The organism is Rhizobium sp. 57MFTsu3.2 (assembly GCF_012932765.1).
GTDB classification, from domain to species: domain Bacteria; phylum Pseudomonadota; class Alphaproteobacteria; order Rhizobiales; family Rhizobiaceae; genus Rhizobium; species Rhizobium altiplani.
The window spans coordinates 104,189-126,361 of record NZ_JDWI01000008.1; the positions used below are offsets into that span (position 1 = coordinate 104,189).

The 22,173-nt window shown below is 61.1% G+C and carries 23 protein-coding genes and 1 tRNA gene; 11 read left to right on the forward strand and 13 right to left on the reverse strand.

Annotation, left to right across the window (positions count from 1 at the left end; all coding sequences use genetic code 11):
* The first annotated feature begins 11 nt into the window (after positions 1-11).
* From AF71_RS11325 to AF71_RS11335, 3 genes are all read left to right on the forward strand, one after another.
* Complete coding sequence (locus tag AF71_RS11325; RefSeq protein WP_018857756.1) at positions 12-965, forward strand: acetyl-CoA carboxylase carboxyltransferase subunit alpha; 954 nt, start codon at positions 12-14, stop codon at positions 963-965.
* 188 nt (positions 966-1,153) lie between these two features.
* Positions 1,154-2,377 (forward strand): murein L,D-transpeptidase family protein, encoded by a 1,224-nt coding sequence (locus AF71_RS11330; RefSeq protein ID WP_018857755.1) that lies wholly within the window; start codon positions 1,154-1,156, stop codon positions 2,375-2,377.
* 4 nt (positions 2,378-2,381) lie between these two features.
* Positions 2,382-2,606, forward strand: coding sequence for a sulfurtransferase TusA family protein (locus tag AF71_RS11335; protein WP_018857754.1), 225 nt, complete (start codon positions 2,382-2,384; stop codon positions 2,604-2,606).
* A 1-nt stretch (position 2,607) separates the two neighbouring features.
* Here AF71_RS11335 and AF71_RS11340 read toward each other — a convergent pair whose 3' ends face one another.
* Positions 2,608-3,768: a GTP-binding protein gene (locus AF71_RS11340; RefSeq protein ID WP_018857753.1), complete on the reverse strand. Its 1,161-nt coding sequence runs from the start codon at positions 3,766-3,768 to the stop codon at positions 2,608-2,610.
* 12 nt (positions 3,769-3,780) lie between these two features.
* Entirely contained in the window at positions 3,781-4,905 is a 1,125-nt protein-coding gene (locus AF71_RS11345; RefSeq protein ID WP_025661862.1) for a D-alanyl-D-alanine carboxypeptidase family protein, read from the reverse strand.
* Between the two features lie 157 nt (positions 4,906-5,062).
* Between AF71_RS11345 and AF71_RS11350 the strand changes: the two genes are divergently transcribed.
* Both AF71_RS11350 and AF71_RS11355 read left to right on the forward strand, forming a co-directional pair.
* A complete protein-coding gene (locus AF71_RS11350) occupies positions 5,063-6,226 on the forward strand; it encodes a M20 aminoacylase family protein (protein WP_018857751.1) in 1,164 nt (387 codons plus the stop codon).
* 72 nt (positions 6,227-6,298) lie between these two features.
* A tRNA-Arg gene (locus AF71_RS11355) sits at positions 6,299-6,375 on the forward strand.
* Positions 6,376-6,514: 139 nt separating this feature from the next.
* On the opposite strand, the gene AF71_RS31615 is transcribed toward AF71_RS11355, so the two are convergent.
* Positions 6,515-6,784, reverse strand: coding sequence for a hypothetical protein (locus tag AF71_RS31615; RefSeq protein ID WP_348644128.1), 270 nt, complete (start codon positions 6,782-6,784; stop codon positions 6,515-6,517).
* Between AF71_RS31615 and AF71_RS31620 the strand changes: the two genes are divergently transcribed.
* Positions 6,723-6,983 carry a hypothetical protein gene (locus tag AF71_RS31620; RefSeq protein WP_156828757.1) on the forward strand — a complete coding sequence of 87 codons (261 nt, stop codon included), beginning with the start codon at positions 6,723-6,725 and terminating at the stop codon, positions 6,981-6,983. The two genes, AF71_RS31615 and AF71_RS31620, sit on opposite strands and share 62 nt — an antisense overlap.
* Before the next feature lie 40 nt (positions 6,984-7,023).
* Here the strand turns inward: AF71_RS31620 and AF71_RS11365 are convergent, their stop codons facing one another.
* From AF71_RS11365 to AF71_RS11380, 4 genes are read right to left on the reverse strand one after another with little or no spacing between them, the layout of a single operon-like run.
* On the reverse strand, positions 7,024-7,821 hold the full coding sequence (locus AF71_RS11365) for a 3-methyl-2-oxobutanoate hydroxymethyltransferase (protein WP_113470276.1): 798 nt from the start codon (positions 7,819-7,821) through the stop codon (positions 7,024-7,026).
* Positions 7,822-7,850: 29 nt separating this feature from the next.
* On the reverse strand, positions 7,851-9,077 hold the full coding sequence (locus tag AF71_RS11370; RefSeq protein ID WP_169681363.1) for an FAD-dependent oxidoreductase: 1,227 nt from the start codon (positions 9,075-9,077) through the stop codon (positions 7,851-7,853).
* Positions 9,078-9,087: 10 nt separating this feature from the next.
* Positions 9,088-9,402 carry a MocE family 2Fe-2S type ferredoxin gene (locus AF71_RS11375; RefSeq protein WP_018857747.1) on the reverse strand — a complete coding sequence of 105 codons (315 nt, stop codon included), beginning with the start codon at positions 9,400-9,402 and terminating at the stop codon, positions 9,088-9,090.
* A gap of 31 nt (positions 9,403-9,433) precedes the next feature.
* Positions 9,434-10,522: a fatty acid desaturase family protein gene (locus AF71_RS11380; RefSeq protein ID WP_026371841.1), complete on the reverse strand. Its 1,089-nt coding sequence runs from the start codon at positions 10,520-10,522 to the stop codon at positions 9,434-9,436.
* Between the two features lie 143 nt (positions 10,523-10,665).
* On the opposite strand from AF71_RS11380, the gene AF71_RS11385 reads away from it, so the two are divergent.
* Positions 10,666-11,697: a LacI family DNA-binding transcriptional regulator gene (locus tag AF71_RS11385; RefSeq protein WP_192241120.1), complete on the forward strand. Its 1,032-nt coding sequence runs from the start codon at positions 10,666-10,668 to the stop codon at positions 11,695-11,697.
* A 25-nt stretch (positions 11,698-11,722) separates the two neighbouring features.
* Here AF71_RS11385 and AF71_RS11390 read toward each other — a convergent pair whose 3' ends face one another.
* On the reverse strand, positions 11,723-12,367 hold the full coding sequence (locus tag AF71_RS11390; protein ID WP_113470297.1) for a ThuA domain-containing protein: 645 nt from the start codon (positions 12,365-12,367) through the stop codon (positions 11,723-11,725).
* Positions 12,368-12,542: 175 nt separating this feature from the next.
* Between AF71_RS11390 and AF71_RS11395 the strand changes: the two genes are divergently transcribed.
* Positions 12,543-12,689 (forward strand): hypothetical protein, encoded by a 147-nt coding sequence (locus AF71_RS11395; protein ID WP_167354926.1) that lies wholly within the window; start codon positions 12,543-12,545, stop codon positions 12,687-12,689.
* A 7-nt stretch (positions 12,690-12,696) separates the two neighbouring features.
* On the opposite strand, the gene AF71_RS11400 is transcribed toward AF71_RS11395, so the two are convergent.
* The gene (locus AF71_RS11400; protein ID WP_169681367.1) at positions 12,697-12,963 is read right to left on the reverse strand and encodes a BON domain-containing protein; all 267 of its coding nucleotides are present in this window, start codon (positions 12,961-12,963) and stop codon (positions 12,697-12,699) included.
* Between the two features lie 190 nt (positions 12,964-13,153).
* Between AF71_RS11400 and dxr the strand changes: the two genes are divergently transcribed.
* Positions 13,154-14,347: a 1-deoxy-D-xylulose-5-phosphate reductoisomerase gene (gene dxr, locus AF71_RS11405; RefSeq protein WP_113470273.1), complete on the forward strand. Its 1,194-nt coding sequence runs from the start codon at positions 13,154-13,156 to the stop codon at positions 14,345-14,347.
* A 33-nt stretch (positions 14,348-14,380) separates the two neighbouring features.
* On the opposite strand, the gene hemA is transcribed toward dxr, so the two are convergent.
* From hemA to AF71_RS11425, 4 genes are all read right to left on the reverse strand, one after another.
* A complete protein-coding gene (hemA, locus tag AF71_RS11410) occupies positions 14,381-15,595 on the reverse strand; it encodes a 5-aminolevulinate synthase (RefSeq protein WP_169681369.1) in 1,215 nt (404 codons plus the stop codon).
* Positions 15,596-15,788: 193 nt separating this feature from the next.
* Positions 15,789-16,586 (reverse strand): xanthine dehydrogenase family protein subunit M, encoded by a 798-nt coding sequence (locus AF71_RS11415; RefSeq protein WP_018855711.1) that lies wholly within the window; start codon positions 16,584-16,586, stop codon positions 15,789-15,791.
* Between the two features lie 12 nt (positions 16,587-16,598).
* Positions 16,599-18,944, reverse strand: coding sequence for a xanthine dehydrogenase family protein molybdopterin-binding subunit (locus AF71_RS11420; protein WP_169681371.1), 2,346 nt, complete (start codon positions 18,942-18,944; stop codon positions 16,599-16,601).
* A gap of 81 nt (positions 18,945-19,025) precedes the next feature.
* Positions 19,026-19,517: a (2Fe-2S)-binding protein gene (locus AF71_RS11425; RefSeq protein WP_018855713.1), complete on the reverse strand. Its 492-nt coding sequence runs from the start codon at positions 19,515-19,517 to the stop codon at positions 19,026-19,028.
* 268 nt (positions 19,518-19,785) lie between these two features.
* On the opposite strand from AF71_RS11425, the gene AF71_RS11430 reads away from it, so the two are divergent.
* Positions 19,786-20,049: a glycine zipper domain-containing protein gene (locus tag AF71_RS11430; RefSeq protein WP_025662706.1), complete on the forward strand. Its 264-nt coding sequence runs from the start codon at positions 19,786-19,788 to the stop codon at positions 20,047-20,049.
* Positions 20,050-20,219: 170 nt separating this feature from the next.
* Positions 20,220-22,151, forward strand: coding sequence for an autotransporter assembly complex family protein (locus tag AF71_RS11435; protein ID WP_192241118.1), 1,932 nt, complete (start codon positions 20,220-20,222; stop codon positions 22,149-22,151).
* Positions 22,152-22,173: the final 22 nt, after the last annotated feature.

Here is a 22,173-nt window from a genome sequence, read left to right on the forward strand (position 1 = left end):
AAACGCACCTCATGCACAACTATCTCGACTTCGAAAAGCCGATCTCCGACCTCGAAGGCAAGATCATCGAACTGAAGAAGCTCGCCACGGAAGACGAGAGCATCGACACGTCAGATGAAATCGGCAGGCTCGAAGTTCGCGTTCGCGAAGCGATGGTCGACATCTACTCGAAGCTCAACGCCTGGCAGAAGACGCAGGTTGCGCGCCATCCGCAGCGACCGCATTTCGTCGACTATGCCAAGACGCTGTTTCAGGAATTCACGCCGCTTGCCGGCGACCGCAAGTTCTCCGAAGATGCCGCAATCCAGGCAGGCCTTGCCCGCTTCCGCGGCCAGCCCGTCGCCGTTCTCGGCCAGGAAAAGGGCAACGACACGAAGAGCCGCCTGAAGCACAATTTCGGCAGCGCCCGCCCCGAAGGCTATCGCAAGGCGATCCGCGTTCTCGAGATGGCTGACCGCTTCGGCCTTCCTGTTATCACGCTCGTTGACACGGCAGGCGCCTATCCGGGCGTCGGCGCCGAAGAGCGTGGCCAGGCCGAAGCCATCGCCCGCTCGACGGAAATGTGTCTCTCTGTGAAGGTACCGATCGTTTCCGTCGTCATCGGCGAAGGCGGCTCGGGCGGCGCGATCGCGATCGCCACCGGCAACCGCGTCTACATGCTGGAGCATGCGATCTACAGCGTCATCTCGCCGGAAGGTGCAGCCTCGATCCTCTGGCGCGATTCCGCCCGCGCCAAGGAAGCCGCCACCAACATGAAGATCACGTCCGAGGACCTGAAGGCGCTCGGCATCATCGACGGCGTCATCAGCGAGCCGCTCGGCGGCGCGCATCGCGATCCGGACAGCGTGATCGCCACGACCGGTGATGTCATTGCCAAAGCTCTGGGCGAGCTTTCCAACCGCACCGGCGAGCAGCTTCGCAACGAGCGTCGGCAGAAATTCCTCAACATGGGCCGCAATTTGTAGTGCACAAACGCGCGGCTGCGCCGTGAATGAGGCCAAACCTTGGCCACAATAATGTTATCAATAACATTACTACTTGCGGGGGACGCGAGCGCGCTTCATAGGCTGCTAAGAGTTTGTGAACCATAGTCAGCCTATGATTCGCTCCGCGTGCCGGGGCCGGGTTGCATACTGTTGATGGGCTTTTTTGAATGCGCATTCGTCATTTTGCATATGTTTCCCTGATGGCGCTGGCTTTGGCCGGCTGCAACGATGCATTGGAAACCGCCCAGGTCGATCTTTCCAGCGTCAAGAACAAGGTCGAGCAGCCATTGCCGCCACGCATCCTGTCCGAGATGTCGGCCAAGAGCATGCAGCGCAACTCGCCGATCATGATCCGCATCTTCAAGGAAGAAGGCGCGCTGGAGATCTGGAAGGCGAAAACCGACAATCGCTTCGACAAGATCGCCGACTACAAGATCTGCGCCTGGTCTGGCCGCCTCGGCCCGAAGGTAAAAGAGGGCGACCGGCAGGCCCCGGAAGGCTTCTACAACCTGACGCGCGCCAATCTCAATCCGAACTCCAAATACTACCTCGCGATCAACACCGGCTTTCCGAACCGCTATGACGCTGTGAACGGCCACAATGGCACCAACCTGATGATTCACGGCGCCTGCTCTTCGTCGGGCTGCTACTCGATGACCGACCAGCAGGTACTGGAGATCTACGCCTTTGCCCGTGACGCCTTTGCCGGCGGCCAGTCGACAGTGCAGCTTCAGGCCTTCCCCTTCCGCATGACCGCGGAAAACATGGTGCGCCATCGCCTGAACCCGAACATCGAGTTCTGGAACATGCTGAAGGTCGGCTACGACAATTTCGAGGTCACCAAGCGTCCTCCCGAGGTGAATTTCTGCGAGAAGAAATACGTCTTCAACCAGCAGTCAACCGACAATGGCGAGTTCAATCCGGCCGGCAAGTGCCCGGCAATGTCGACGCCGCCGGCGCTGACCGCCGCGCTTGCCTCCTACGGCAAGACCTACGATGCCGACTACGCCAAGGCCATGAAGAAGTATGATGGCATGGCCTGGTACGACCCGAGCGAGGCGGAGCGCAAGGCCGTGGTCGCTAAGCTGCGAAAGGGTCGCGAACTGGCCTATGCACCGACCGGCACCTCGCTGGAGGCGGGCAAGATGGTCAAGGTCGCGGACCTCGAAGAGATGATGGCGAGCAAGACCGCGTCCGCGGTTGCCGCAAATGCGGCGCCCAATGCTACGCCGGCATCCTCCGAAGCAAAGGAAATTGCCGTCGCCGCTGCCGTTCCGGCTCAGGTTCCGATCCCAACGCCGAGCCCGCTGGCATTCGCGCCGGTACAACAGCCCGAACCGGTGGAAGTCGCCTCGAAGAAGCCGTTCTGGAAATTCTGGGGCAGGGACTGACGGCGTGAGCGCCATCCTCTATGACCTACGCGGGCTAAAGTGCCCGCTTCCCGTGCTGAAGACCCGCCGCAAGATGTCCTCCCTTCCGAGCGGCTCACTGATCCGCGTCGAAACGACAGATCCGCTCGCTGGCATCGACATCCCTCATTTCTGCAACGAAGACGGCCACGAACTGATCGAGGCTGAGACGACGGAAGGCGGCCACCGCTTCCTCATCCGCAAGCGATAGATTAAAATCGCATTCCCGGCACGGCAAGCGGATTGTCGTGCAGCGCGGTGCGATCCGGCGTGTCGATGCGCGGCTTGCCGAGAAACGCGTCGAACAGATCCTTGACGAAGGCTTCCGGCAGATCCTTGGTGATCAGCACCATGCGCGTGCGCCTGTCCTGAGGGTCGGGCCATGCGGGCAGGCGCGATGGCTGATGGAAGATGCTCTGCACGCCGTGAAGCACCAGCGGCCGATCCGGGCGGTCCGAGACCGCGACGATCGCCTTCATCCGCAGCAGCTTGTCGCCATGCGCCGAACGCAAGAGATCGATGAACATGTCGAGCGCCATCGGGTCGATCGGCTTGTCCTCGACGATCGAGAAGGACCGGATCGATGCATCGTGGCGGTTCACATCATGTGGGTCCTGGTGATCGTTCCCGTGATGATGATGGTGATGGTCGTCAGCACCATGGTGATGATGGTCATGCTGGTGATGCGCCTCATGCGCATCCTCATCCCGCAGCCAGCGTCCGACGTCGGCAATCTTGTTTGTCGGATCGTAGAGGCCGTTGACGAGCACACTGACCTGCCCTGCTTCGGCGCTGTCGGCATCCATCAATGCGGCACGCGGATTGAGCGCATCGAGACGCGCCTCCAGTGCTTCCAACACGTCTGGCGAAGCCATTGTCCGCTTGGAGAGAATCAGCCGATCGGCAACCGCGGCCTGCTTCACCGCTTCCTCGTGATTGTCGAGGGTCTGCGAGCCGTTGACTGCATCGACCACCGTCACGATGCCATCGAGGTCGAAATTGGTGGCGATGATGGGGTTGCCCATGATCGCCTGCATGACCGGTGCCGGATCAGCAAGGCCGGTCGTCTCGATCACGACGCGCTTCACCGGCTTGACGCGGCCCGTCTGTACCGCGTCCATCAGATTTGCGAGGGTATCGACGAGCTCTCCGCGCACCGTGCAGCATAGGCAGCCGTCCGACAGTTCGATGATCGCATCGCCCGAGCTTTCCACCAGTAGATGATCGATGCCGACATCACCGAACTCGTTGATGATCACGGCGGCGTCCTTCATCGCCGGATCCTTGAGGATCCGGTTCAGCAAGGTGGATTTGCCGGCGCCAAGAAAGCCGGTCAGGATGGTGACCGGTATCCGATCGGAAACAGCGCTCATGTCAAAGTGGCCTCAGAAAGTGGTCGGGCGTGGCAGCGGAACCGGGACCTTGGCAATCGTTCCCGCGGTATCCGCGGTCGCCAACTTGTCCGGCTGCGGTTCGTTCTGGCCCGGGATCAGTCCTGCGAAGACGAAGTTGGGGTCGTGGTCCATTTCCTGGATATAGGGAGACTGAACCTTCATGCGGCCCACTTCGTCGCGCGTTTCGCTGCGGACCTTGGCACCCTTGGCGCTGCAGATATCGGCGGTAATATCGGCGACCTGATCCTGACCCGGGCCATAGGGCCGTAATGAACTGAGCGTATCGGGCGCGGCAAACTGCGAAGTGAAGCCCTTTTGCAGCAGGTCGGCGGAGGCATCCGCCCGCGCCGCAAGACTGTCCGTGCCGAGCACGACAGAGATCAAGGTACGGCCGTTGCGCGTCGCCGAACCGATCTGGTTGAAGCCCGAGGCGCAGATGAAGCCGGTTTTCATGCCATCGGCGCCGGCAAAACGACCGATCAGCACGTTGATGCTCGGCACGTTCTTGGTGCCCGTCGTGATGCCTTCAAGCGAGAAGTATCCGGCGTATTGCGGGAACTCGCGACGAAGCGCCACGGAAAGGACCGCAAGATCGCGCGCCGTCGTATACTGGCCCTTGCCGGGCAGGCCGTTCGGATTGACGAAATGCGAGTCGGTCATGCCGAGCTTCGCCGCCTCGGCGTTCATCTTCAGCACAAAGGCTTCCTGCGTTCCGCCGACGGCCTCGGCAACGGCAACCGCAATGTCGTTTGCCGACTTGACCATCAGGATCTTCAGCGCGCTGTCGAGCGTCAGCTTCTGTCCCGGCTTGAAATACATCTTTGCCGGCGGCTGGGCTGCCGCCCGCTTGCTCATGACGATGGGGGTATCGAGGCTGATCTGGCCGGCGCGAACCGCGTCGAAAACCGTATAGACGGTCATGAGCTTGGTGAGCGAAGCCGGATACCATTTGCGGAAGGCTTCCTCGTGCTCCAGCACGCGGCCGCTCTGCACATCCACCAGAATATGCGGATTCGCATAGGCCTGAGCGGAGGCCGAGAGCGCGATGGCGGCTGCGGAAGCTACGATTGAAAGCGGCCGCAAGGCGGCAAGCAAACGGTTCTGGCGCGTCAACACGGTTCGTCCTTAAAGATGTCCGGAAGTCTCGAAAGTTTCCCCTATTTAACGTATATGGCCATGACATGGCAAAGGGCCTTGATTAAGTTATTTCTGCGGCATCGTGTCCTTGCGACCCGATCCCGTCCCCGTTTCGATTTCACGACAGGAAGCTGACATGCCGATTTTGAACAGAGCCGCCGAACTTCAAGACGAGGTGACAGAGTGGCGCCGGCATATCCATGCACGCCCCGAACTTCTTTTTGCGGTCGAGAACACCGCCGCCTTCGTGGCTGAAAAACTCAAGGAATTCGGCGTCGACGAGATCGTCACCGGCATCGGCAGGACCGGCGTCGTCGGTCTGATCAAAGGCAAGGGCGAGGGCGGGCGCACCATCGGTTTGCGCGCCGACATGGACGCGTTACCGCTTACCGAAATCAGCGGCAAGCCCTGGGCTTCCACGACACCTGGCAAGATGCATGCCTGCGGTCACGACGGCCATACGGCCATGCTGCTCGGCGCGGCCAAGTATCTGGCCGAGACGCGCAACTTCAACGGCAACATCGCGGTCATCTTCCAGCCCGCGGAAGAAGGCGGCGGCGGTGGCAACCTGATGGTCAAGGACGGCATGATGGAGCGCTTCGGCATCGAAGAGGTCTACGGCATGCACAATCTGCCGGGTCTTCCTGTCGGGCACTTTGCCATCCGTAGCGGCGCGATCATGGCCGCCACCGACGAATTCACCATCGCCATCAAGGGCCGCGGCGGCCATGCGGCCCAGCCGCACCGCACGATCGACCCGATCGCCATCGGCGCTCAGATCGTCAGCAATCTGCAGCTGATTGCCTCCCGCAATGTCGATCCGCTGCGTTCGGTCGTCGTCTCGGTCACCAAGTTCAACGCGGGCTTCGCCCACAACGTCATCCCGAACGACGCGACGATCGCCGGCACCGTGCGCACGCTCAATGAGGAGGTGCGTAACCTCGCCGAAACCCGCCTGAAGCAGGTCGTCAACGGCCTCGTTGCCGCCCACGGCGCAGAGGTTGATATCGACTTCAACCGGAATTATCCCGTCACCTTCAACCACGCGACGGAAACCGGCCACGCCGTCCGCATCGCCGGCGAGATTGCTGGCGCAGGCAACGTCAATGCGGAGATCGACCCGATGATGGGCGGCGAGGATTTCTCCTACATGCTGAACGCCCGTCCCGGCGCCTTCATCTTCATCGGCAACGGAGACACGGCCGGCCTGCACAACCCCGCCTACGATTTCAACGACGAAACCATCGCCCACGGCATTTCCTACTGGGTGCGGCTCGCCGAACAGCGCCTCGGCGCCTGAAATCTGACGTCAGTTACACATGCAAAAGAGCTTGGCTTCCGGCCAAGCCTTTTGTATGCATGACGCTCAAGTGGTCCCGTAGCTCAGCAGGATAGAGCATCAGATTCCTAATCTGAGGGTCACGCGTTCGAATCGCGTCGGGATCACCATTATTTTCAGTAACCGTGTCGTACTGCGCGCTTCCGCTCTGAGTTCAGGGCAACGGAACCGGCGCGTCGCTGAGCGTTCGCAGATATGCGATCACGTTCAGTCGATCAGTTTCATCAGGCGCTCCACGAATCTCCATGTTTACGCCTGGGGTTGTGAGGGTTGGACCGGCGAGAAAAATGTTGAGGTCCTCGAACGTCCAAGTCCCCTCCCACGCCAACAGGGAGTTGTCAGGGCGGCACCGGCGATCGGCAGACCGATCGCCGACTCCTTGTTCACGTTGGCGCCGCGCTTGATCAGCAACTCTGCCGCTTCGGGATGTTCGCTACGAATGGCCAGGAAAAGAGGATTGGCTCCCTTTGTCCTGCTCTTCGATGTCAGCCCCGGCGTCGAGGGCGGCCGCGATGGCAGTCGGGTCGCCGCTCTTCACCGCCTCGTGAAGTGGGCGGCCTTGCGTAGCCCACGCATCGGTCTTCCCCTCCGCCAACACGATGATCGCGAAGCATATACCCCGATCCCCCACCCGAATAGCTCGATCTGCCTTGCCGGCGGTCACGCGCGCCTTCTCGACCCACTGGGCGGCAATCATTTCCACGTGCCAGCGAGGTAGTCAGGCGATGAGGAGAGAAACGCTTTTGGTCTCCGACTACCTAAAGCCGTGACAAAAAACCTTCCAACTCCTCCCCATCGACAGACACGCGATGCCGTTCCTCCGGATAGGCGCCGCTGGCGATGTCGGTAGCGTATTCGCGGAATGCCGCGATCCGTTCAGCCTGGATGCGGTCATATTCGGCCGCCAGGTTGCGATAGACCTTGGCATGGCGCGGATATTTCCCGCGGTTTAGGCCGAGCACGTCCTCGGAGAAGAGATACTGGGCGTCGCATCCGCTGCCGGCGCCCATGGAGATCATGAGCATGGAGGTGCGTTCAGAAATCGCTGCCGCTACCTCGGCCGGCACGACCTCGATCTCCGCGCTGAAGGCACCCGCGGCCTCCAGATCCTTCACTTGCTTGTAGACAAGAGCCGCCGTTTCGGCCGTCTTGCCGACCGCGCGAAAGCCGCCCGTCCATGTGGCATGCGACGGGATAAGCCCCGTGTGTCCGCAGACCGGAATATGCTCGTCGCGCAGCCGCCGGATCGTCTGCAGGCTGGCGGCGCAATAGATGGCATCGGCCGAGGCCGCCCGCATCTTTACCGCCGAGCGCAGGATCTCATCGGTGGTGGCGCCGCTCTGGCCGTATTCGCCACCCGGAATGGCAAAACGCCCCGGGGCGGCATCGCGGAACCGCGGATCGAAAAGAAGTTCCGGCGGCACGGAAATCAGGTCGATGCCGGCAGCCTCGGCCGCTTCCGCCTCTTCGAGCGACACGACGCGCAGCATGCTGAGCTGCCGCTTGCCCTTCATCGCTAGGAGGTCATGCACAGTCGGTCGCAGTTGTTTGCCCATCGCCGATACCTTGAGAATGCGGCAGCCAGTCAGGCGGCCAGGAGGGATTTCAGTTTGACGCTGCTTGCGACAAGCGCTGCCGGATCCGGATGCGCGCGCGCCGCAATCAGCATTTCGGCAAGCCGGATATCGCGCGCGACCACGTTGCCGCGACCGATGCCGCTGGCCGCAAGCAGCCTGCCGGCTTCATCGAGATGAAAGAGAATGAAAGCGCCGTCGCCGAGGTCGCGGCGCAAATGCTGAACGGCGCCCTCCGCGAGGCCGACGATCTGCAGCGTTACGTCATACTGATCGGACCAGAACCAGGGAACGGCGGAAACGGATGTGCCAAGCCCCATCATGTTGGCGGCGGCCAATGCTCCCTGTTCCTGGGCATTCCGCCAGGATTCGAGCCGCACACGCCGGCCGCCATAGATCGCGAGGGGGAACGAGCAGCAGTCGCCGGCTGCGTAGATGTCAGGCGCCGAGGTGCGCAGGAATTCATCGACGGCAATCCCATTGTCGATTGTGAGACCGGCCCGCGCGGCAAGCTCCGTATTGGGAGTGGCGCCGATTCCGATAAGCACGAGGTCCGCGCCGATCATATTGCCGTCGGACAGGTGGACAACGGCCTTTTCGTCGTCTTCCGCAATGGCTGTTATAGCCACCCCGCAGCGGATATCGACGCCCTCGAGCGAATGCCGTTCGCAGATCACCCCGGCAACTTCCTCCGGGACGCCGCGCTTCAGCACGCGTTCCAGGCCCTCGAGGACCGTTACGGAAGTTCCGAGCGCACGCGCCGTCGCGGCAAGCTCCAGGCCGATAAAGCCGCCGCCGATGATGACAATATGCTTTCCGGGCACCATTGCCCTGCGAAGTGCCACCGCATCGGCATGGGTGCGCAGCGAGCAGATATGCTTGCTGTCCTCGGCAATATCAGGAAGCACCCGCGCACGGGCGCCGGTCGCGAGCAACAGCTTGTCATAGGCAATGGTAGAGCCATCGGAAAGCGTAACGGACTTTGCTTGACGGTCGAGATCCTGAACCGTCAGGCCGGTCAGCAGACTGATGCCGCCTGCGGCATATCTCTCCAGTTCGGCGATGAATTTCGGTTCCTCAGTCCCTTGGTCGGACGCCTTCGAAAGCGGCGGCCGCTCGTACGGCGCGAGCGCCTCGCTTCCAATCAGCGTGATCTCGCCGTCAAATCCCTTTTCGCGGAGGGCAAATGCCGCGCGGGCGCCGCATTCCCCTGCCCCGATGATCACGAAATGGGTCATGACAGCCTCCTCAGATCGAGATGAAGACAGCGCCGTCTTCGACCTTCACGGGATAGGTGCCGAGGTTGACGCAAACCGGCGCTCCCTTCGCCTGCCCCGTTTTGTAGTTGAAACGGCCATTGTGCTTGGGACATTCGATGATCTCGTCCATGACCAGGCCGTCGGCCAGATGGACCTGCTCGTGCGTGCACAATCCGTCCGTTGCAAAGAATTCATCGTCGGGGCTGCGATAAACCGCGAACGTCCTGCCCTGGTGATCGAACCGCATCACGTCCTCTTCGTCGATGTCCTCGACGGCACAGACCTCGATCCAATTTCCGCTCATCTCGTCCTCCCAGGCTTATGCTTGGCGTTGTTTATTGGGCAGCCGGCGCAAGCTCGGCGTGGAATTCCTCGCGATAGGGACGCGCCGTCGCCGGCAGTTCGCGCTTCAGGAAATAGTCCTCATTGCGCAGCTGGCGCAGGAATGCCGGGAGCATCTCGCGATAGCCGGACCAGATCGACGGGTTTGCCGCCGGCAGGTCGTGCTTGATCATCGCATGCAGGCGCGGCAGCGCATGGTAGGGCACCATCGGGAACATGTGGTGCTCGACGTGATAGTTCATGTTCCAGTAGATGAAGCGGCTGATGGGGTTCATGTGAACCGTGCGGCTGTTCAGACGATGGTCGATGACATTGTCCGCGAGGCCCCCATGCTGCAACAGTCCGGTCAGCACATGATGCCACGCGCCATAGAGCCTGGGCAGGCCAATCAGCACCAGCGGCAGGATGGAGCCCATCGCAATCGCAACGGCGATCGTCGCGACATAGATGGCAAGCCAGATGCGGGCGATAAGTATCGCGCGGGGCTGTTCCATCTCGGGGATGAAGGTCTTCTCCTCTACGCCGATGACGCCGACGGCATTGCGCAGCATGTCGACCATCGCGTGCCAGACATCGAGAATGCCGAAGAAGTTCAGGATCAGCCGCAGCAGATCCGGCGGACGCATTACCGCAATTTCGGGATCGCGGCCGACGATGACAGTGTCGGTATGATGGCGCGTATGGCTCCAGCGCCAGGTCACCGGATTGCGCATGATCATGAAGCAGGCGATCTGATAGACCGCGTCGTTCATCCAGCGCGTCTTGAAGGCCGTGCCGTGACCACACTCGTGCCAGCGGCTATCCGATGCCGAACCGTAAAGCACCCCATATGCCAGAAAGAAGGGCACGCAGAGCCACGAGCCCCAGAAGTAGACGCCAAGTCCGCCAAGGAGGATCATTGCGCCCAGCCAGATGATCGTGTCAAGGATAGCCGGAGCGTCGGAGCGCTGCATCAGCGCTTTCATGTCCTTGCGCGCAACCTCGGTGTGATACCACTCGGCGGCGGCCAATCCCATGTCAACGGCTGTGCGGCCGCTTTCACCGAGCAGGCTGTAGTCCCGCTTCCTCGTCTGATCAGCCATCTCAACCTCCCGCATGCCATCCCTCCCGGCCTATGCAGACGAGAATATGTTGACTTTCATCAAGCGACAATGCAGCCTTGATGTATTCTATCAAAAGACATCATTGCGACCACATCACAATGATGGATTCTTGCAAGGACCGAATGGTGAAGCGACCGACAATACAGGATCTGGCGAATGCTTCGGGCGTCAGCGTCGCGACGGTCGATCGTGTGCTGAACGGCCGGCATCGGGTTAGGGAGGAGACGGCACGGCGGGTCTATAACGCGGCGGCCTCTATCGGCTACCATGCGGTCGGCTTGCTCCGGCAACGGGTATTCCAGGACCTCCCGCATCATCGGCTGGGCTTTCTTCTGCAGCGTCCGACGCAGTCGTTCTACCAAACGCTCGCCAGGGAAATCGAGCAAGCGGCGCATGCCAACACATCGTCTCGCATAACCGCCCAGATCGAATATGCGACGGCGTCCACGCCTGCTGCGATCATTGAAAAGCTGAAGCTTCTCGCCAGCCGCAACCAGGCGATCGCATTGGTCGGTCCGGACTATCCGGCCGTCGCGGCCGAGGTTGAAGATCTGAAGGCCAGGGGCATTCCTGCCTTTTCCATTCTGTCCGATCTCGCCAGTGGCGTGCGACAGGGTTATATCGGGCTGAACAATCGAAAGGTCGGCCGCACGGCCGCCTGGATGATCGCAAAGGCTGCCAAGAAACCCGGCAAGGTCGCCTGCTTCGTCGGTAGCCACCGCTATCATGGACATGAACTGCGCGAGATCGGCTTCCGCTCTTATTTTCGAGAGAACGCCCCGGATTTCGAGGTTCTCGAGACGCTGATCAACCTCGAAACCCCTGAAATAACGCACGAAGCCACCATCAATCTCCTCAAGCAGCACCCTGATCTCGTCGGCTTCTATGTCTGCGGCGGCGGCATGGAAGGCGCGATCTCCGCCGTTCGCGAAGAAGGTCTCGCCGGCAAGCTTGTCGTCGTCGTCAACGAACTGACGCCGGACTCGCGCTCGGCACTCGCCGACGACGTGGTGACCATGGCGATCGCGACGCCCGTCAGGAACCTCTGCACCGAGCTGATCACATTGATGACAACCTCGATAGGATCAGAGGACGACGCGGTCCCGGGTCAATCGTTCCTGCCCTTCGATATCTACACCTCGGAGAACATCTAGCCCTGCCGGCGACCCGTCCTCCGCCTTAGCGCCGTGCGGCCCAGGACAATCCGCGTCGAAGAATGAGGCGCATATAGGGGTGGTCGAACTCGCTCGCGACATGGCCGAGAGCGGAATAGAACACACGCCCCTGTCCGAACTGGCGCTTGAAGGCAACGGGCATTGTCACGTTGCGGGCGGCCGAATCATACTCTCCGGAAAAGCGCGTCGTCGCCAGGATTTCGACCGACGGATCGTAGTGGAGGTAGTACTGCTCGGACCGATAGTCGAAGTCGGGAATCCCCGCCATCACAGGATCATGCTGACGGGTCACGTTGACGCGGAAATCGATGATGTTGCCGGGATGGGAGACCCATGTTACCCCGGAGACATACCGGAACGGTGCGCTCTCCTTGAATGAAGTCGCCAGCGCGCCGTGATGCCCCCCGAGGCCGAGACCGCCGCGCACAGCCTCCACCAGCGCGTCTGCGTGCGCCTTCTCGATTTTCTCGCCGGTAACTACAGGCACGAGCAGATCGGCGCCCGCGATCACAGCTGACCCGAAGATGCCAAGGTCGCCGGTCACCTCGACGGCAAAGCCATCCTCGCGCAACAGGTCCGCGACGCGGTGGGCGCACGCTTCAGGCTCGTGGCCGCTCCAACCGCCCCAGACGATGATCGCTTTGCGCATAAGCACTCCCTTGCCGAACACATTGGGCCGCCGAGAGCGGCCAGATCTTCTTTACGACAAGACGGGTCGAGCAAGCCAGTGCAAGCCTTGCCGGACCATATTTTCTTCCGACTCTCGGAAGGCGGAACTTTCCGACCCGTTCTGCGTTTCGCGGAAAACGGAGGGAGTGCTCGCCATGCGTATGAAACTGACGTTGCTTGCATTCGCATATCTTGTCGTCAGCGGCCTGTTGCTGGCAACCACCTATAAATCGGCGGGACCGATCACGACGCCAAAGACAGATCGGGTCGCAGCCTTCCAGATGGAACGCTTCGCCGGCTGAGGGATAACTACGCTACCTTGATATCATTGCGCACGGGCCGCGTTCCCGCGAGAGCGCGCGCGACGGCGGTTGCACGCTCGATCTCGGCTGCCGTGGCAACCATGCCGGTCAGCACGAGCTCACGACCTTCAAGCGTCACCTTCACATCAGCCGCATCAATCCCACCAGCGACAGCCAAGGCATTCGCTACGGCCTCCTCGAGCGCGGCATCCTGGTTAGCTCCAGTCTCGGGTTCGAAGGGTTCGCCATAGAACGTCGGTTGCTTGAAAACCATGTGCCTTCCTCCTGTCTCGATTACGAAACGCAGCAATTGGCCGATTGGTTTCGCGCCACCCTGTTAGACATGGCAAGGGGGCAACCGCCCTCTCCCGGATTCGCTGGATTTCTGCTGCGCCGCACACTTGCCGCTCATTTCAATCCCCTGTACAGCCAGAGCCAATGCAAGAGTTTTGGCGAAATCACCGATGATGGCAGGCGAAAGTGCGCCGAGGCGCCTCAGTATTTTTGGCTCAACCGGCTCGATCGGACAAAATACGCTCGACGTTATCGAGCAGTTGGGCGGTCGGGACTGCTATGAGATCTCCGTCGTAACGGGCAACGAGAACGTCCAGCTTTTGGCGCAGCAGGCGAAATCGTCAGGCGCCAAGCTTGCGGTCACCGCCAGCGACGGCAAATATCACTCGCTGAAGGAAGAACTGTCCGGCAGCGGCATTGCGGTTGCCGCCGGCGTATCGGGCCTGGCTGAGGCCGCCGACCTCGAGGCGGATTGGGTGATGGCCGCCATCGTCGGCACGGCCGGCCTCGCGCCGACACTGGCCGCCGCCCGCAAGGGCGCAACGATCGCGCTCGCCAACAAGGAATGCCTGGTGTCAGCCGGCGACTTGTTCGTCGATGCAGTGGCAAAGGGCGGCGGACGGCTGATCCCCGTCGACAGCGAACACAGCGCGATCTTTCAGTCTCTCGACGAAGACCAGCGGCACGCCGTCGAACGGATCATCCTGACGGCTTCGGGCGGTCCGTTCCGCACCTGGTCGCGCGCCGACATGGCGAATGTGACCGCTGCAACGGCGCGAGCGCACCCGAACTGGTCGATGGGACTGAAGATCTCGGTCGGAAGTGCCTCGATGTTCAACAAGGCGCTGGAGATGATCGAGGCGAAGCATCTCTTCGGCGTTCGCCCGGACCAGATCGAAGTGATCGTCCACCCGCAGTCGATCATTCACTCGATGGTCGGCTACACGGATGGATCGATCATCGCCCAGCTCGGCAGCCCCGATATGCGGACGGCGATCGGTTACGCGCTCGACTACCCGCGCCGACCGACACTGAACGTCGAGCGACTGGATTTCGCCAAGCTCTCGCGCCTCGACTTCGAGGCACCGGATGAACAGCGTTTCCCGGCGCTCAGACTGGCGCGCACCGCGCTGGAACGCGGCGGCCTACAGGGCGCCATCATGAATGCGGCCGAGGAAATTGCGTTTCACGCGTTTGTCGAGGAACGGATCGGCTTCCTGTCCATGGCCGACATTGCCGAAGCGGTGATGGACAAGATGATCGCAACCGGCGAAGCGAAGACGATGGACGACGTCTTTGCCGCCGATGCCGAAGCCCGCAGGCTCGCTGCCGAACTGGTAGCCCTCAGCGAAAAGGCCGCCTGACGGCGGCCCAATCTTTTCCCAAACAATGTACCTTTAGGCCACGTGCCGCGCCAGCGCGCAGCGCGCCCAGAGCGAATGCAGCGCCTCGACGAGATGTTCGATGTCGGCGTCGCTGTGCAGCGGCGTCGGAGTGATGCGCAGCCGCTCGGTCTTCTTCGGCACCGTCGGGTAGTTGATCGGCTGCACGTAGACACCGCAATTGTCGAGCAGCAGGTCGGAGATCCACTTGCACTTGGCGGCATCGCCAACCATGACCGGCACGATGTGGCTCGGGTTCGGCATGTGCGGAATGCCGCGCTGATCGAGCAGCGCCCTCAGCTTGCGGACACGATCCTGGTGGCGCGCCCGCTCGAACGGGCTGACCTTCAGATGCTGGATCGAGGCAACCGCACCGGCAGCAAGGGCCGGCGGCAGCGCCGTCGTGAAGATGAAACCAGAGGCAAACGAGCGGATGAAGTCGCACAGCGCCGTCGAGGCGGCGATGTAGCCGCCCATGACGCCGAATGCCTTGCCGAGCGTGCCTTCGATGACCGTCAGGCGGTCCATCAGGCCCTCGCGCTCGGCAATGCCGCCGCCGCGCGGACCATACATGCCGACGGCATGGACTTCGTCGAGATAGGTCATCGCGCCGTATTTGTCGGCGAGGTCGCAGATCTCCTTGATCGGGGCGATGTCGCCATCCATCGAATAGACCGATTCGAAGGCGATCAGCTTCGGCGCCTTCGGATCGGCGGCGGCCAGCTTGGCTTCGAGATCATGGATGTCGTTGTGCTTCCAGATCACCTTGTCGCACTTGGCGTAGCGAATGCCTTCGATCATCGACGCATGGTTCAAGGCGTCGGAGAAGATGATCAGGCCGGGGATCTTGGCGCCGAGCGTGCCGAGCGCTGCCCAGTTGGAGACATAGCCGGAGGTGAAGATCAGCGCCGCTTCCTTGCCATGCAGGTCGGCCAGTTCGTGCTCGAGCAGAACGTGATAGTGGGTGGTGCCAGAGATATTCCGGGTGCCTCCCGCACCCGCGCCACAGTGATCGATGGCATTCTTCATCGCCTCGATCACCTTCGGGTTCTGGCCCATGCCGAGATAGTCGTTGGAGCACCAGACCGTGACTTCCTTCGGGCCGTCCGCCGTGTGTCGCGTGGCGCGCGGAAAGCTGCCGCGGTGACGCTCAAGATCGGCAAAAACGCGATAGCGACCTTCGCTGTGAAGGCCATCCAGCTCGCTTTTGAAAAACGCTTCGAAATCCATGTCATGCTCCAGTGTCGTGCGAGCGTTTGTTGCCAACCGACGCACGCACGTCAACCCTTTGCCATCGCTTTACCATCAACTGCGGCAAAAGGCCCATAGCCTTGAATTATTTTAATTCGAAAAAGCTCGTTTTGGCCAGACGCAGCGAAGAATCGCGAGGCAGACACGCCGCCTCGCGATCCGACCGTTTGTGTCAGCCCGCCTCGGCGACGGCGCGTTTGGCCATCACTTTGATCAGGTTGGCGCGGTATTCCGCACTCGCATGCAAATCCGACATCAGTCCGGCAGGATTGACATCGATGCCAGCGATCGAACCGGCGGACCAGTTCGCTTTGAGGGCGGTTTCCATGGCGGTTTCGCGGAAGACGCCGTTGGCTCCCGCCCCGGTGACGGCAACCCTTACGCCACCAGCGCCCTTGGTAACGAAGACCCCCGTCATCGCATAACGCGATGCCGGATTTGGAAACTTCGAATATCCCGCTTTCTCGGGCGTCTCGAAACTGATGGCGGTGACCAGTTCACCATCTTCCAAGGCCGTCTCGAACAAGCCGGTAAAGAAATCGTCAGCAGCAATCTCGCGCTTGTTGGTGACGATGCTGGCATTCAGCGCCAACATGGCCGAGGGATAGTCCGCCGCAGGATCGTTGTTGGCAATCGAACCACCGATCGTGCCCATATGACGGACATGCGGATCGCCGATCATGCCGGCAAGGTCGCAGATGGCGGGACAAACCGCACGCAGAGCCGCTGATGCAGCGACTTCGGCGTGCGATGTGGCCGCCCCGATGGTCACCTTGCGACCATCGACCTTGATGCCCTGCATCGCCGGAATATGCCTGAGATCGACGAGGTCGCTCGGCGCGGCGAGACGCTGCTTCATCGTCGGTATGAGCGTCATGCCGCCGGAGACATATTTGCCTTCGGATGTTCCCGAAATCATCCTGACGGCTTCATCGACCGAGGACGCGCGGTGATAGTTGGTCTGATACATCGTCGTTCCTCCTCAATGAACCGCGCGCGCTGCCATCCACACTTTCTGTGGTGTGGCGGGCATCGTCAGCATGTTGTTGCCGATGGCATCGGTGATGGCATTGATGAGTGCCGGAGGAGACCCGATCGCGCCAGCCTCGCCGCACCCCTTGATGCCGAGCGGATTGCTCGGGGACGGCGTTACCTGATGCGACACCTTGAACGACGGCAAGTCGTCGGCGCGCGGCATGGCGTAGTCCATGAAACTTGCCGTCAACAACTGACCGTTCTCGTCATAATGCACGCCCTCGAGCAGGGCCTGACCGATCCCCTGCGCAATACCGCCATGCACCTGGCCCTCGACAATCATCGGATTGATGATGTTGCCGAAATCGTCCGCAGCGACGAACTGGATGATCTCGGTCTTGCCGGTTTCCGGATCGACCTCGACTTCGCAGATATAGCAGCCGGCGGGGAAGGTGAAGTTGGACGGGTCGTAGAAGGCAGTTTCCTTCAGCCCCGGCTCCATGCCGCCCGGCAGGTTGTGTGCGGTGTAGGCGGCCAGCGCCACCTGGAACCAGGGAAGGCTCTTGTCTGTACCGGCAACCTTCACCTCACCGTTCTCGATGACGATATCGCCTTCGTCGGCTTCCATCAGATGGGCGGCGATCTTCTTGGCCTTGGCTTCGACCTTGTCGAGCGCCTTGACCACAGCAGACATGCCGACAGCGCCTGAACGCGAGCCGTAGGTGCCCATGCCCATCTGCACCTTGTCGGTGTCGCCATGCACGATCGACACGCTCTCCAGCGGAACGCCGAGACGATCCGACACAAGCTGCGCGAATGTCGTCTCGTGCCCCTGCCCGTGGCTGTGCGACCCGGTGAGCACTTCTATCGTGCCTACCGCATTGACGCGAACCTCTGCCGACTCCCACAAGCCGACGCCCGCACCAAGCGATCCGACCGCCTGCGAGGGCGCTATGCCGCACGCCTCGATGTAGCAGCTCATGCCGAGACCGCGCTTCAGGCCGCGGTTGGCAGCCTCGGCCTTGCGCGCCGGGAAGCCGTTCCAGTCGGCCGCCTGCATCGCCGCATTGAGCGATGCTTCGTAGTCGCCCGCGTCATAGTTCATGATCACAGGCGTCTGATGCGGGAAGGCCCGGATGAAGTTCTTCCGCCGCAACTCGGCGGGCGAAATACCAAGCTCGCGGGCCGCCGTTTCCATCGTCCGTTCAAGCAGGAAGGTCGCCTCGGGACGGCCGGCACCACGATAGGCGTCAACCGGCGCGGTGTTGGTGTAGACCGTCCGCACGTTGGCATGGATGGCCGGAATATCGTATTGGCCGGACAGCAGCGTCGCGTAGAGATAGGTCGGAACCGCCGACGAAAACAGCGACATATAGGCGCCGAGATTGCAGATGGTGTCGACCTTCAGCCCGATGATGCGATGGTCGCTGTCGAAAGCCATTTTGACCTTGGAGACGTGGTCGCGGCCATGCGCATCCGTGAGGAAGGCCTCCGTGCGATCGGAGTTCCATTTCACCGGCACGCCTGTTTTCTTGGAAGCCCAGAGACAGACGATCTCCTCAGGATAGATGTAGATCTTCGAGCCGAAGCCGCCGCCGACATCTGGGGCGATCACCCGAAGCTTGTTCTCGGGCGCGACATTGTAGAACGCGCTCATCACGAGGCGCGCGACATGCGGGTTCTGGCTGGTCGTGTAGCAGGTATAGTGATCTTCGGCAGCGTCATAGATACCGAGCGCAGCGCGCGGCTCCATCGCATTGGGAGACAGGCGGTTGTTGTGGATCTCGATTTCCGTGACGTGCGCCGCTTCGGAAATGGCCTTGTCGGTTGCCGCACCATCGCCGAGCTGCCAGTCGAAGATCAGGTTGTTCTGAGCTTCCGGATGAAGTTGCGGCGCTCCTGGTTTCAGCGCCTCGACTGCCTCGACGACCACAGGCAATTCCTCGTAGTCGATGACGACGGCTTCCGCGGCATCGCGCGCTTCGGCGAGCGAGTCTGCGACAACGATGGCAACGGCATCGCCGACATAACGAACGGTCTCCACCGCCAGCGGGCGCCAGGCGCCCATCTTCATCGGCGAACCATCCTTCGAATGGATCATCCAGCCGCAGATGAGGTTGCCGATCCCGTCAGCGAGCAACTGCTTGCCATCAAGCACGTCGATAACACCCGGCATTGCCTTTGCCGAGGCGGCATCAATCCTCGTGATCTTGGCATGCGCATGCGGACTGCGGATGAAATAGGCGAATTTCATGCCCGGCATGACCATGTCGTCCGTGTAACGGCCCTTGCCGGTCAGGAACCGCTTGTCTTCTTTTCGTGCGACGCGCGCACCAATTCCTTCAACACCCATAATGTCCTCCCAATGGGGTTTCGGGCCTGGCATTCCGCCAAAGAGAATCGTGTTCGGCAGTCAGCCAGACAATCCTGAGAGCTACTCGGCCGCCTGCTTGGCAGCGCCATGCATCTGCTCGTTGGCAGACAGAACGGCTTTGACGATGTTGTGGTAGCCGGTGCAGCGACAGATATTGCCGTCGAGCTCATGGCGGACCGTTTTCTCGTCCAGATCGCCTCCGTGGCGCGAAATCATGTCGACGGCCGTCATCACCATGCCTGGCGTGCAGAATCCACATTGCAGGCCGTGGTGTTCCTTGAAGGCAGCCTGAACGGGATGCAGCTCACCGTTGCTGGCAAGCCCCTCGATGGTGGTGATCGTCGAACCCGACGCCTGGACGGCAAGGATCGAGCAGCTCTTCACTGACTTGCCATCCATGTGAACGACACAGGCACCGCATTGGTTGGTATCGCAGCCGACGTGCGTTCCCGTCAGGCCGAGTTTTTCGCGAATAAAATGGACAAGAAGCGTACGCTCTTCACAGTCACCGCTGACTGCCCGGTCGTTCACCGTCAGTTTCACTTTCGCCATGATTTCCTCCTCGCGCCTCCTCCAGGCGCGGACGGTATCATTTGACGTTTTCGCTTTGGGATCAACCACTACTTTAGGGAGGCTAATTAAAATTCAGCGCGTTCGGTTGTGGCGCATTTGCGCGCAATTGCACCACCAATTGTGCGAAAGCGGAAGCCGAAGGCAGGGTCGCTGCTTTTGCGCCACAGTTTGACGGCTAGCATGACAAAAAAGAATCAGGGACGGCCACAGCTCTTATTGAGGGCGACCAACCTAGGAGAATATTTTGATAAAGAAGATTGTCGCATTCGCCTTGATCGGCCTGTCGATCGCAAGCTGTACACCGACTGAGCGCGGGGCAGGCATCGGCGCAGCCTCCGGCGCGATCATCGGCGGCGCGGTGACGGGAAATGTACGCGGGGCAGCCGTTGGCGCGGCGGTCGGCGGCGTTTCGGGCGCTCTTATCGGCCGCGTCGCGGAGCAGCCGGGACAGTGCTACTATCGCGACGAGTATGGCCGCCGGTATATCGACGATTGCCGCGGCGACTATTGAGCCGGTCCGAAATCATCTCGAATCCCGGGTTCGGCGCCCGGGATTTCTTTTTTTTCCACCATTTCAGCGGCTAAGCGATTTAAAACGGTACACGTCGAGGAATTTTGCCGCTAAGGTTGCCGCCGGCCGGGGGGCGCGAAGCTTAATTCTAGTGTAACCAAAAGCGGTGGATGCAGATTAGAGGGACGGCACCGAAACCGGGTATAGCGTATCGGCGCGTAGGCACCATGTTGGTGGTCGCGGCTGCATTTGCGTTTTCGCCGGCTCTCGTCTCAGAGGCTTTCGCCTTCAAGCTTTTCGGCATCACGTTGTGGGGCAAGGACGACGAATCGGCCAGCGACCAGGTGCCCGATCCGGTGCGCTACGATGTGACACTGACGACCGACGCGAGCGATCCCGATCTCAAGGAAGCATTGGAAAACAGTTCCCGTCTGGTCGGCGACAAGGATCGGCCCGTCTCGGGCGATCTGGGCGTCGTCGTCAAGGCCAGAGACGACCGCGAACGCCTGCTTGCCGCCCTCTTTGAAAAGGCCCGCTACGGCGGCATCGTAACGATCAGGGTTGATGGTCGAAACATCGATGACCTGCCGCCCAATCCCACCTTCAATCGCTCGCGCCCAGTACCGGTGACAATCAGCGTTGCCGCAGGTCCCGTCTTCAAGGTCCGTGAGGTGCAGTTCGGCGGCGATGCTGCACGACGCAATCCAGCCGACTACGATCTTGCTCCGGGTGAGACAGCCGGTTCGCTGACGATCATCAAGGCTGGCGACAAAATCGTCGAGCAGCTGAAAAGCGAAGGCCGGCCGCTGGCGAAGTTGACGACCCGCAAGGTCATAGCCGACCACAGGACGAGCACGGCTGACATTGTCCTCGCCGCCGAGGGTGGCCCGGTCGCCCCAATTGGCGATGTCGGCGTCACGGGCGAAAAGGCCGTTCGACCGGGCTTCATCCAGCGCTATTCGCGGCTGAACAAGGGTGAACAATATTCGCCGGAGGCGCTGCGAAAGGCAGGCGAACGACTGCGCGCATTGGGCGTCTTCTCGAGCGTCACCATCCACGAGGCTGACGAACTGGCGCCAGACGGCACTTTGCCGATGACGATCGAGGTGTCGGAGGGCAAGCGGCGCTATCTCGGCATCGGCGCCCAGTATTCGACAACGGACGGCTTCGGCATCAACGGCTATTGGGGTCATCGCAATCTCTTCGGCGAGGCGGAGGCGCTGCGCATCGAAGGGTCTGTGGGCCGCTTGGGCGAAACGACCAACATCGGCGATCTCGACTATTCAGCCGGTATTACCTTCACCAAACCCGGCGCGTTTGTACCGGCCGCGACCTTGCGGGCCAGCGTCCTTGCCAAAACCGAAAACCCCGACGCCTATACTGCAAAACTCGTCACCGCCTCCCTCGGTCTTTCCTACGAGCTGTCGGACCTGGATACGATAACCGGCGCCGGCGAGGTGAGCTGGGAACGCGATGACGATGCCTTTGGCAACAACAGCTACCTGACCTTCTCGCTGCCTTTCCAGTATGACCGCGATGCGCGCGACAACAAGTTCGATCCGACCGAGGGCTATCGGGGGATGCTCAAGGCAACGCCAAGCTACGAGACCTACAACGGGACCTTCTTCTCGAGCTTCGAGGGCTTGATCACCGGATATCATGCGCTGGGAGCGGAGGACCGCATCGTTCTTGCCGGCAAGCTTGCCGCAGGTTTCCTTGTCGGGGCAGACGATCTCCAGAACATTCCTGCTACACGCCGATTCTTTGCTGGCGGTGGCGGCTCGGTTCGCGGCTTCAGTTACCAGGAGATCTCGCCCCGCAACGCCGACAATGAAGAGACCGGTGGCGCATCCTATGTCACTGCGTCGTTCGAGACCCGGATAAAGGTTACCGATACGATCGGGATAGTGCCCTTCATCGATGTCGGGACGGTTTCAGCAGACATTGCGCCCGATTTTTCCGACATTCGGGCCGGTGCAGGCATCGGCGTTCGCTATGCGACGCCATTTGGTCCACTGCGGCTTGATTTTGCAGTACCGCTCAACAAGTACGAGGATGGCACGGATTTCGGCATCTACGCTGGCATCGGTCAGTCATTCTAAACCCGCTCGCGGCTCGTGGCGC

Excerpts from the sequence above, each read along its gene's own strand:
- AF71_RS11325 (WP_018857756.1), top strand. The coding sequence starts at position 12 with ATGCACAACTATCTCGACTTCGAAAAGCCGATCTCCGACCTCGAAGGC.
- AF71_RS11330 (WP_018857755.1), top strand. The coding sequence starts at position 1,154 with ATGCGCATTCGTCATTTTGCATATGTTTCCCTGATGGCGCTGGCTTTG.
- AF71_RS11340 (WP_018857753.1), bottom strand. The coding sequence starts at position 3,768 with ATGAGCGCTGTTTCCGATCGGATACCGGTCACCATCCTGACCGGCTTT.
- AF71_RS11350 (WP_018857751.1), top strand. The coding sequence starts at position 5,063 with ATGCCGATTTTGAACAGAGCCGCCGAACTTCAAGACGAGGTGACAGAG.
- AF71_RS11365 (WP_113470276.1), bottom strand. The coding sequence starts at position 7,821 with ATGGGCAAACAACTGCGACCGACTGTGCATGACCTCCTAGCGATGAAG.
- AF71_RS11370 (WP_169681363.1), bottom strand. The coding sequence starts at position 9,077 with ATGACCCATTTCGTGATCATCGGGGCAGGGGAATGCGGCGCCCGCGCG.
- AF71_RS11375 (WP_018857747.1), bottom strand. The coding sequence starts at position 9,402 with ATGAGCGGAAATTGGATCGAGGTCTGTGCCGTCGAGGACATCGACGAA.
- AF71_RS11380 (WP_026371841.1), bottom strand. The coding sequence starts at position 10,522 with ATGGCTGATCAGACGAGGAAGCGGGACTACAGCCTGCTCGGTGAAAGC.
- AF71_RS11385 (WP_192241120.1), top strand. The coding sequence starts at position 10,666 with ATGGTGAAGCGACCGACAATACAGGATCTGGCGAATGCTTCGGGCGTC.
- AF71_RS11390 (WP_113470297.1), bottom strand. The coding sequence starts at position 12,367 with ATGCGCAAAGCGATCATCGTCTGGGGCGGTTGGAGCGGCCACGAGCCT.
- AF71_RS11395 (WP_167354926.1), top strand. The coding sequence starts at position 12,543 with ATGCGTATGAAACTGACGTTGCTTGCATTCGCATATCTTGTCGTCAGC.
- AF71_RS11400 (WP_169681367.1), bottom strand. The coding sequence starts at position 12,963 with ATGGTTTTCAAGCAACCGACGTTCTATGGCGAACCCTTCGAACCCGAG.
- dxr (WP_113470273.1), top strand. The coding sequence starts at position 13,154 with ATGATGGCAGGCGAAAGTGCGCCGAGGCGCCTCAGTATTTTTGGCTCA.
- hemA (WP_169681369.1), bottom strand. The coding sequence starts at position 15,595 with ATGGATTTCGAAGCGTTTTTCAAAAGCGAGCTGGATGGCCTTCACAGC.
- AF71_RS11415 (WP_018855711.1), bottom strand. The coding sequence starts at position 16,586 with ATGTATCAGACCAACTATCACCGCGCGTCCTCGGTCGATGAAGCCGTC.
- AF71_RS11420 (WP_169681371.1), bottom strand. The coding sequence starts at position 18,944 with ATGGGTGTTGAAGGAATTGGTGCGCGCGTCGCACGAAAAGAAGACAAG.
- AF71_RS11425 (WP_018855713.1), bottom strand. The coding sequence starts at position 19,517 with ATGGCGAAAGTGAAACTGACGGTGAACGACCGGGCAGTCAGCGGTGAC.
- AF71_RS11435 (WP_192241118.1), top strand. The coding sequence starts at position 20,220 with ATGCAGATTAGAGGGACGGCACCGAAACCGGGTATAGCGTATCGGCGC.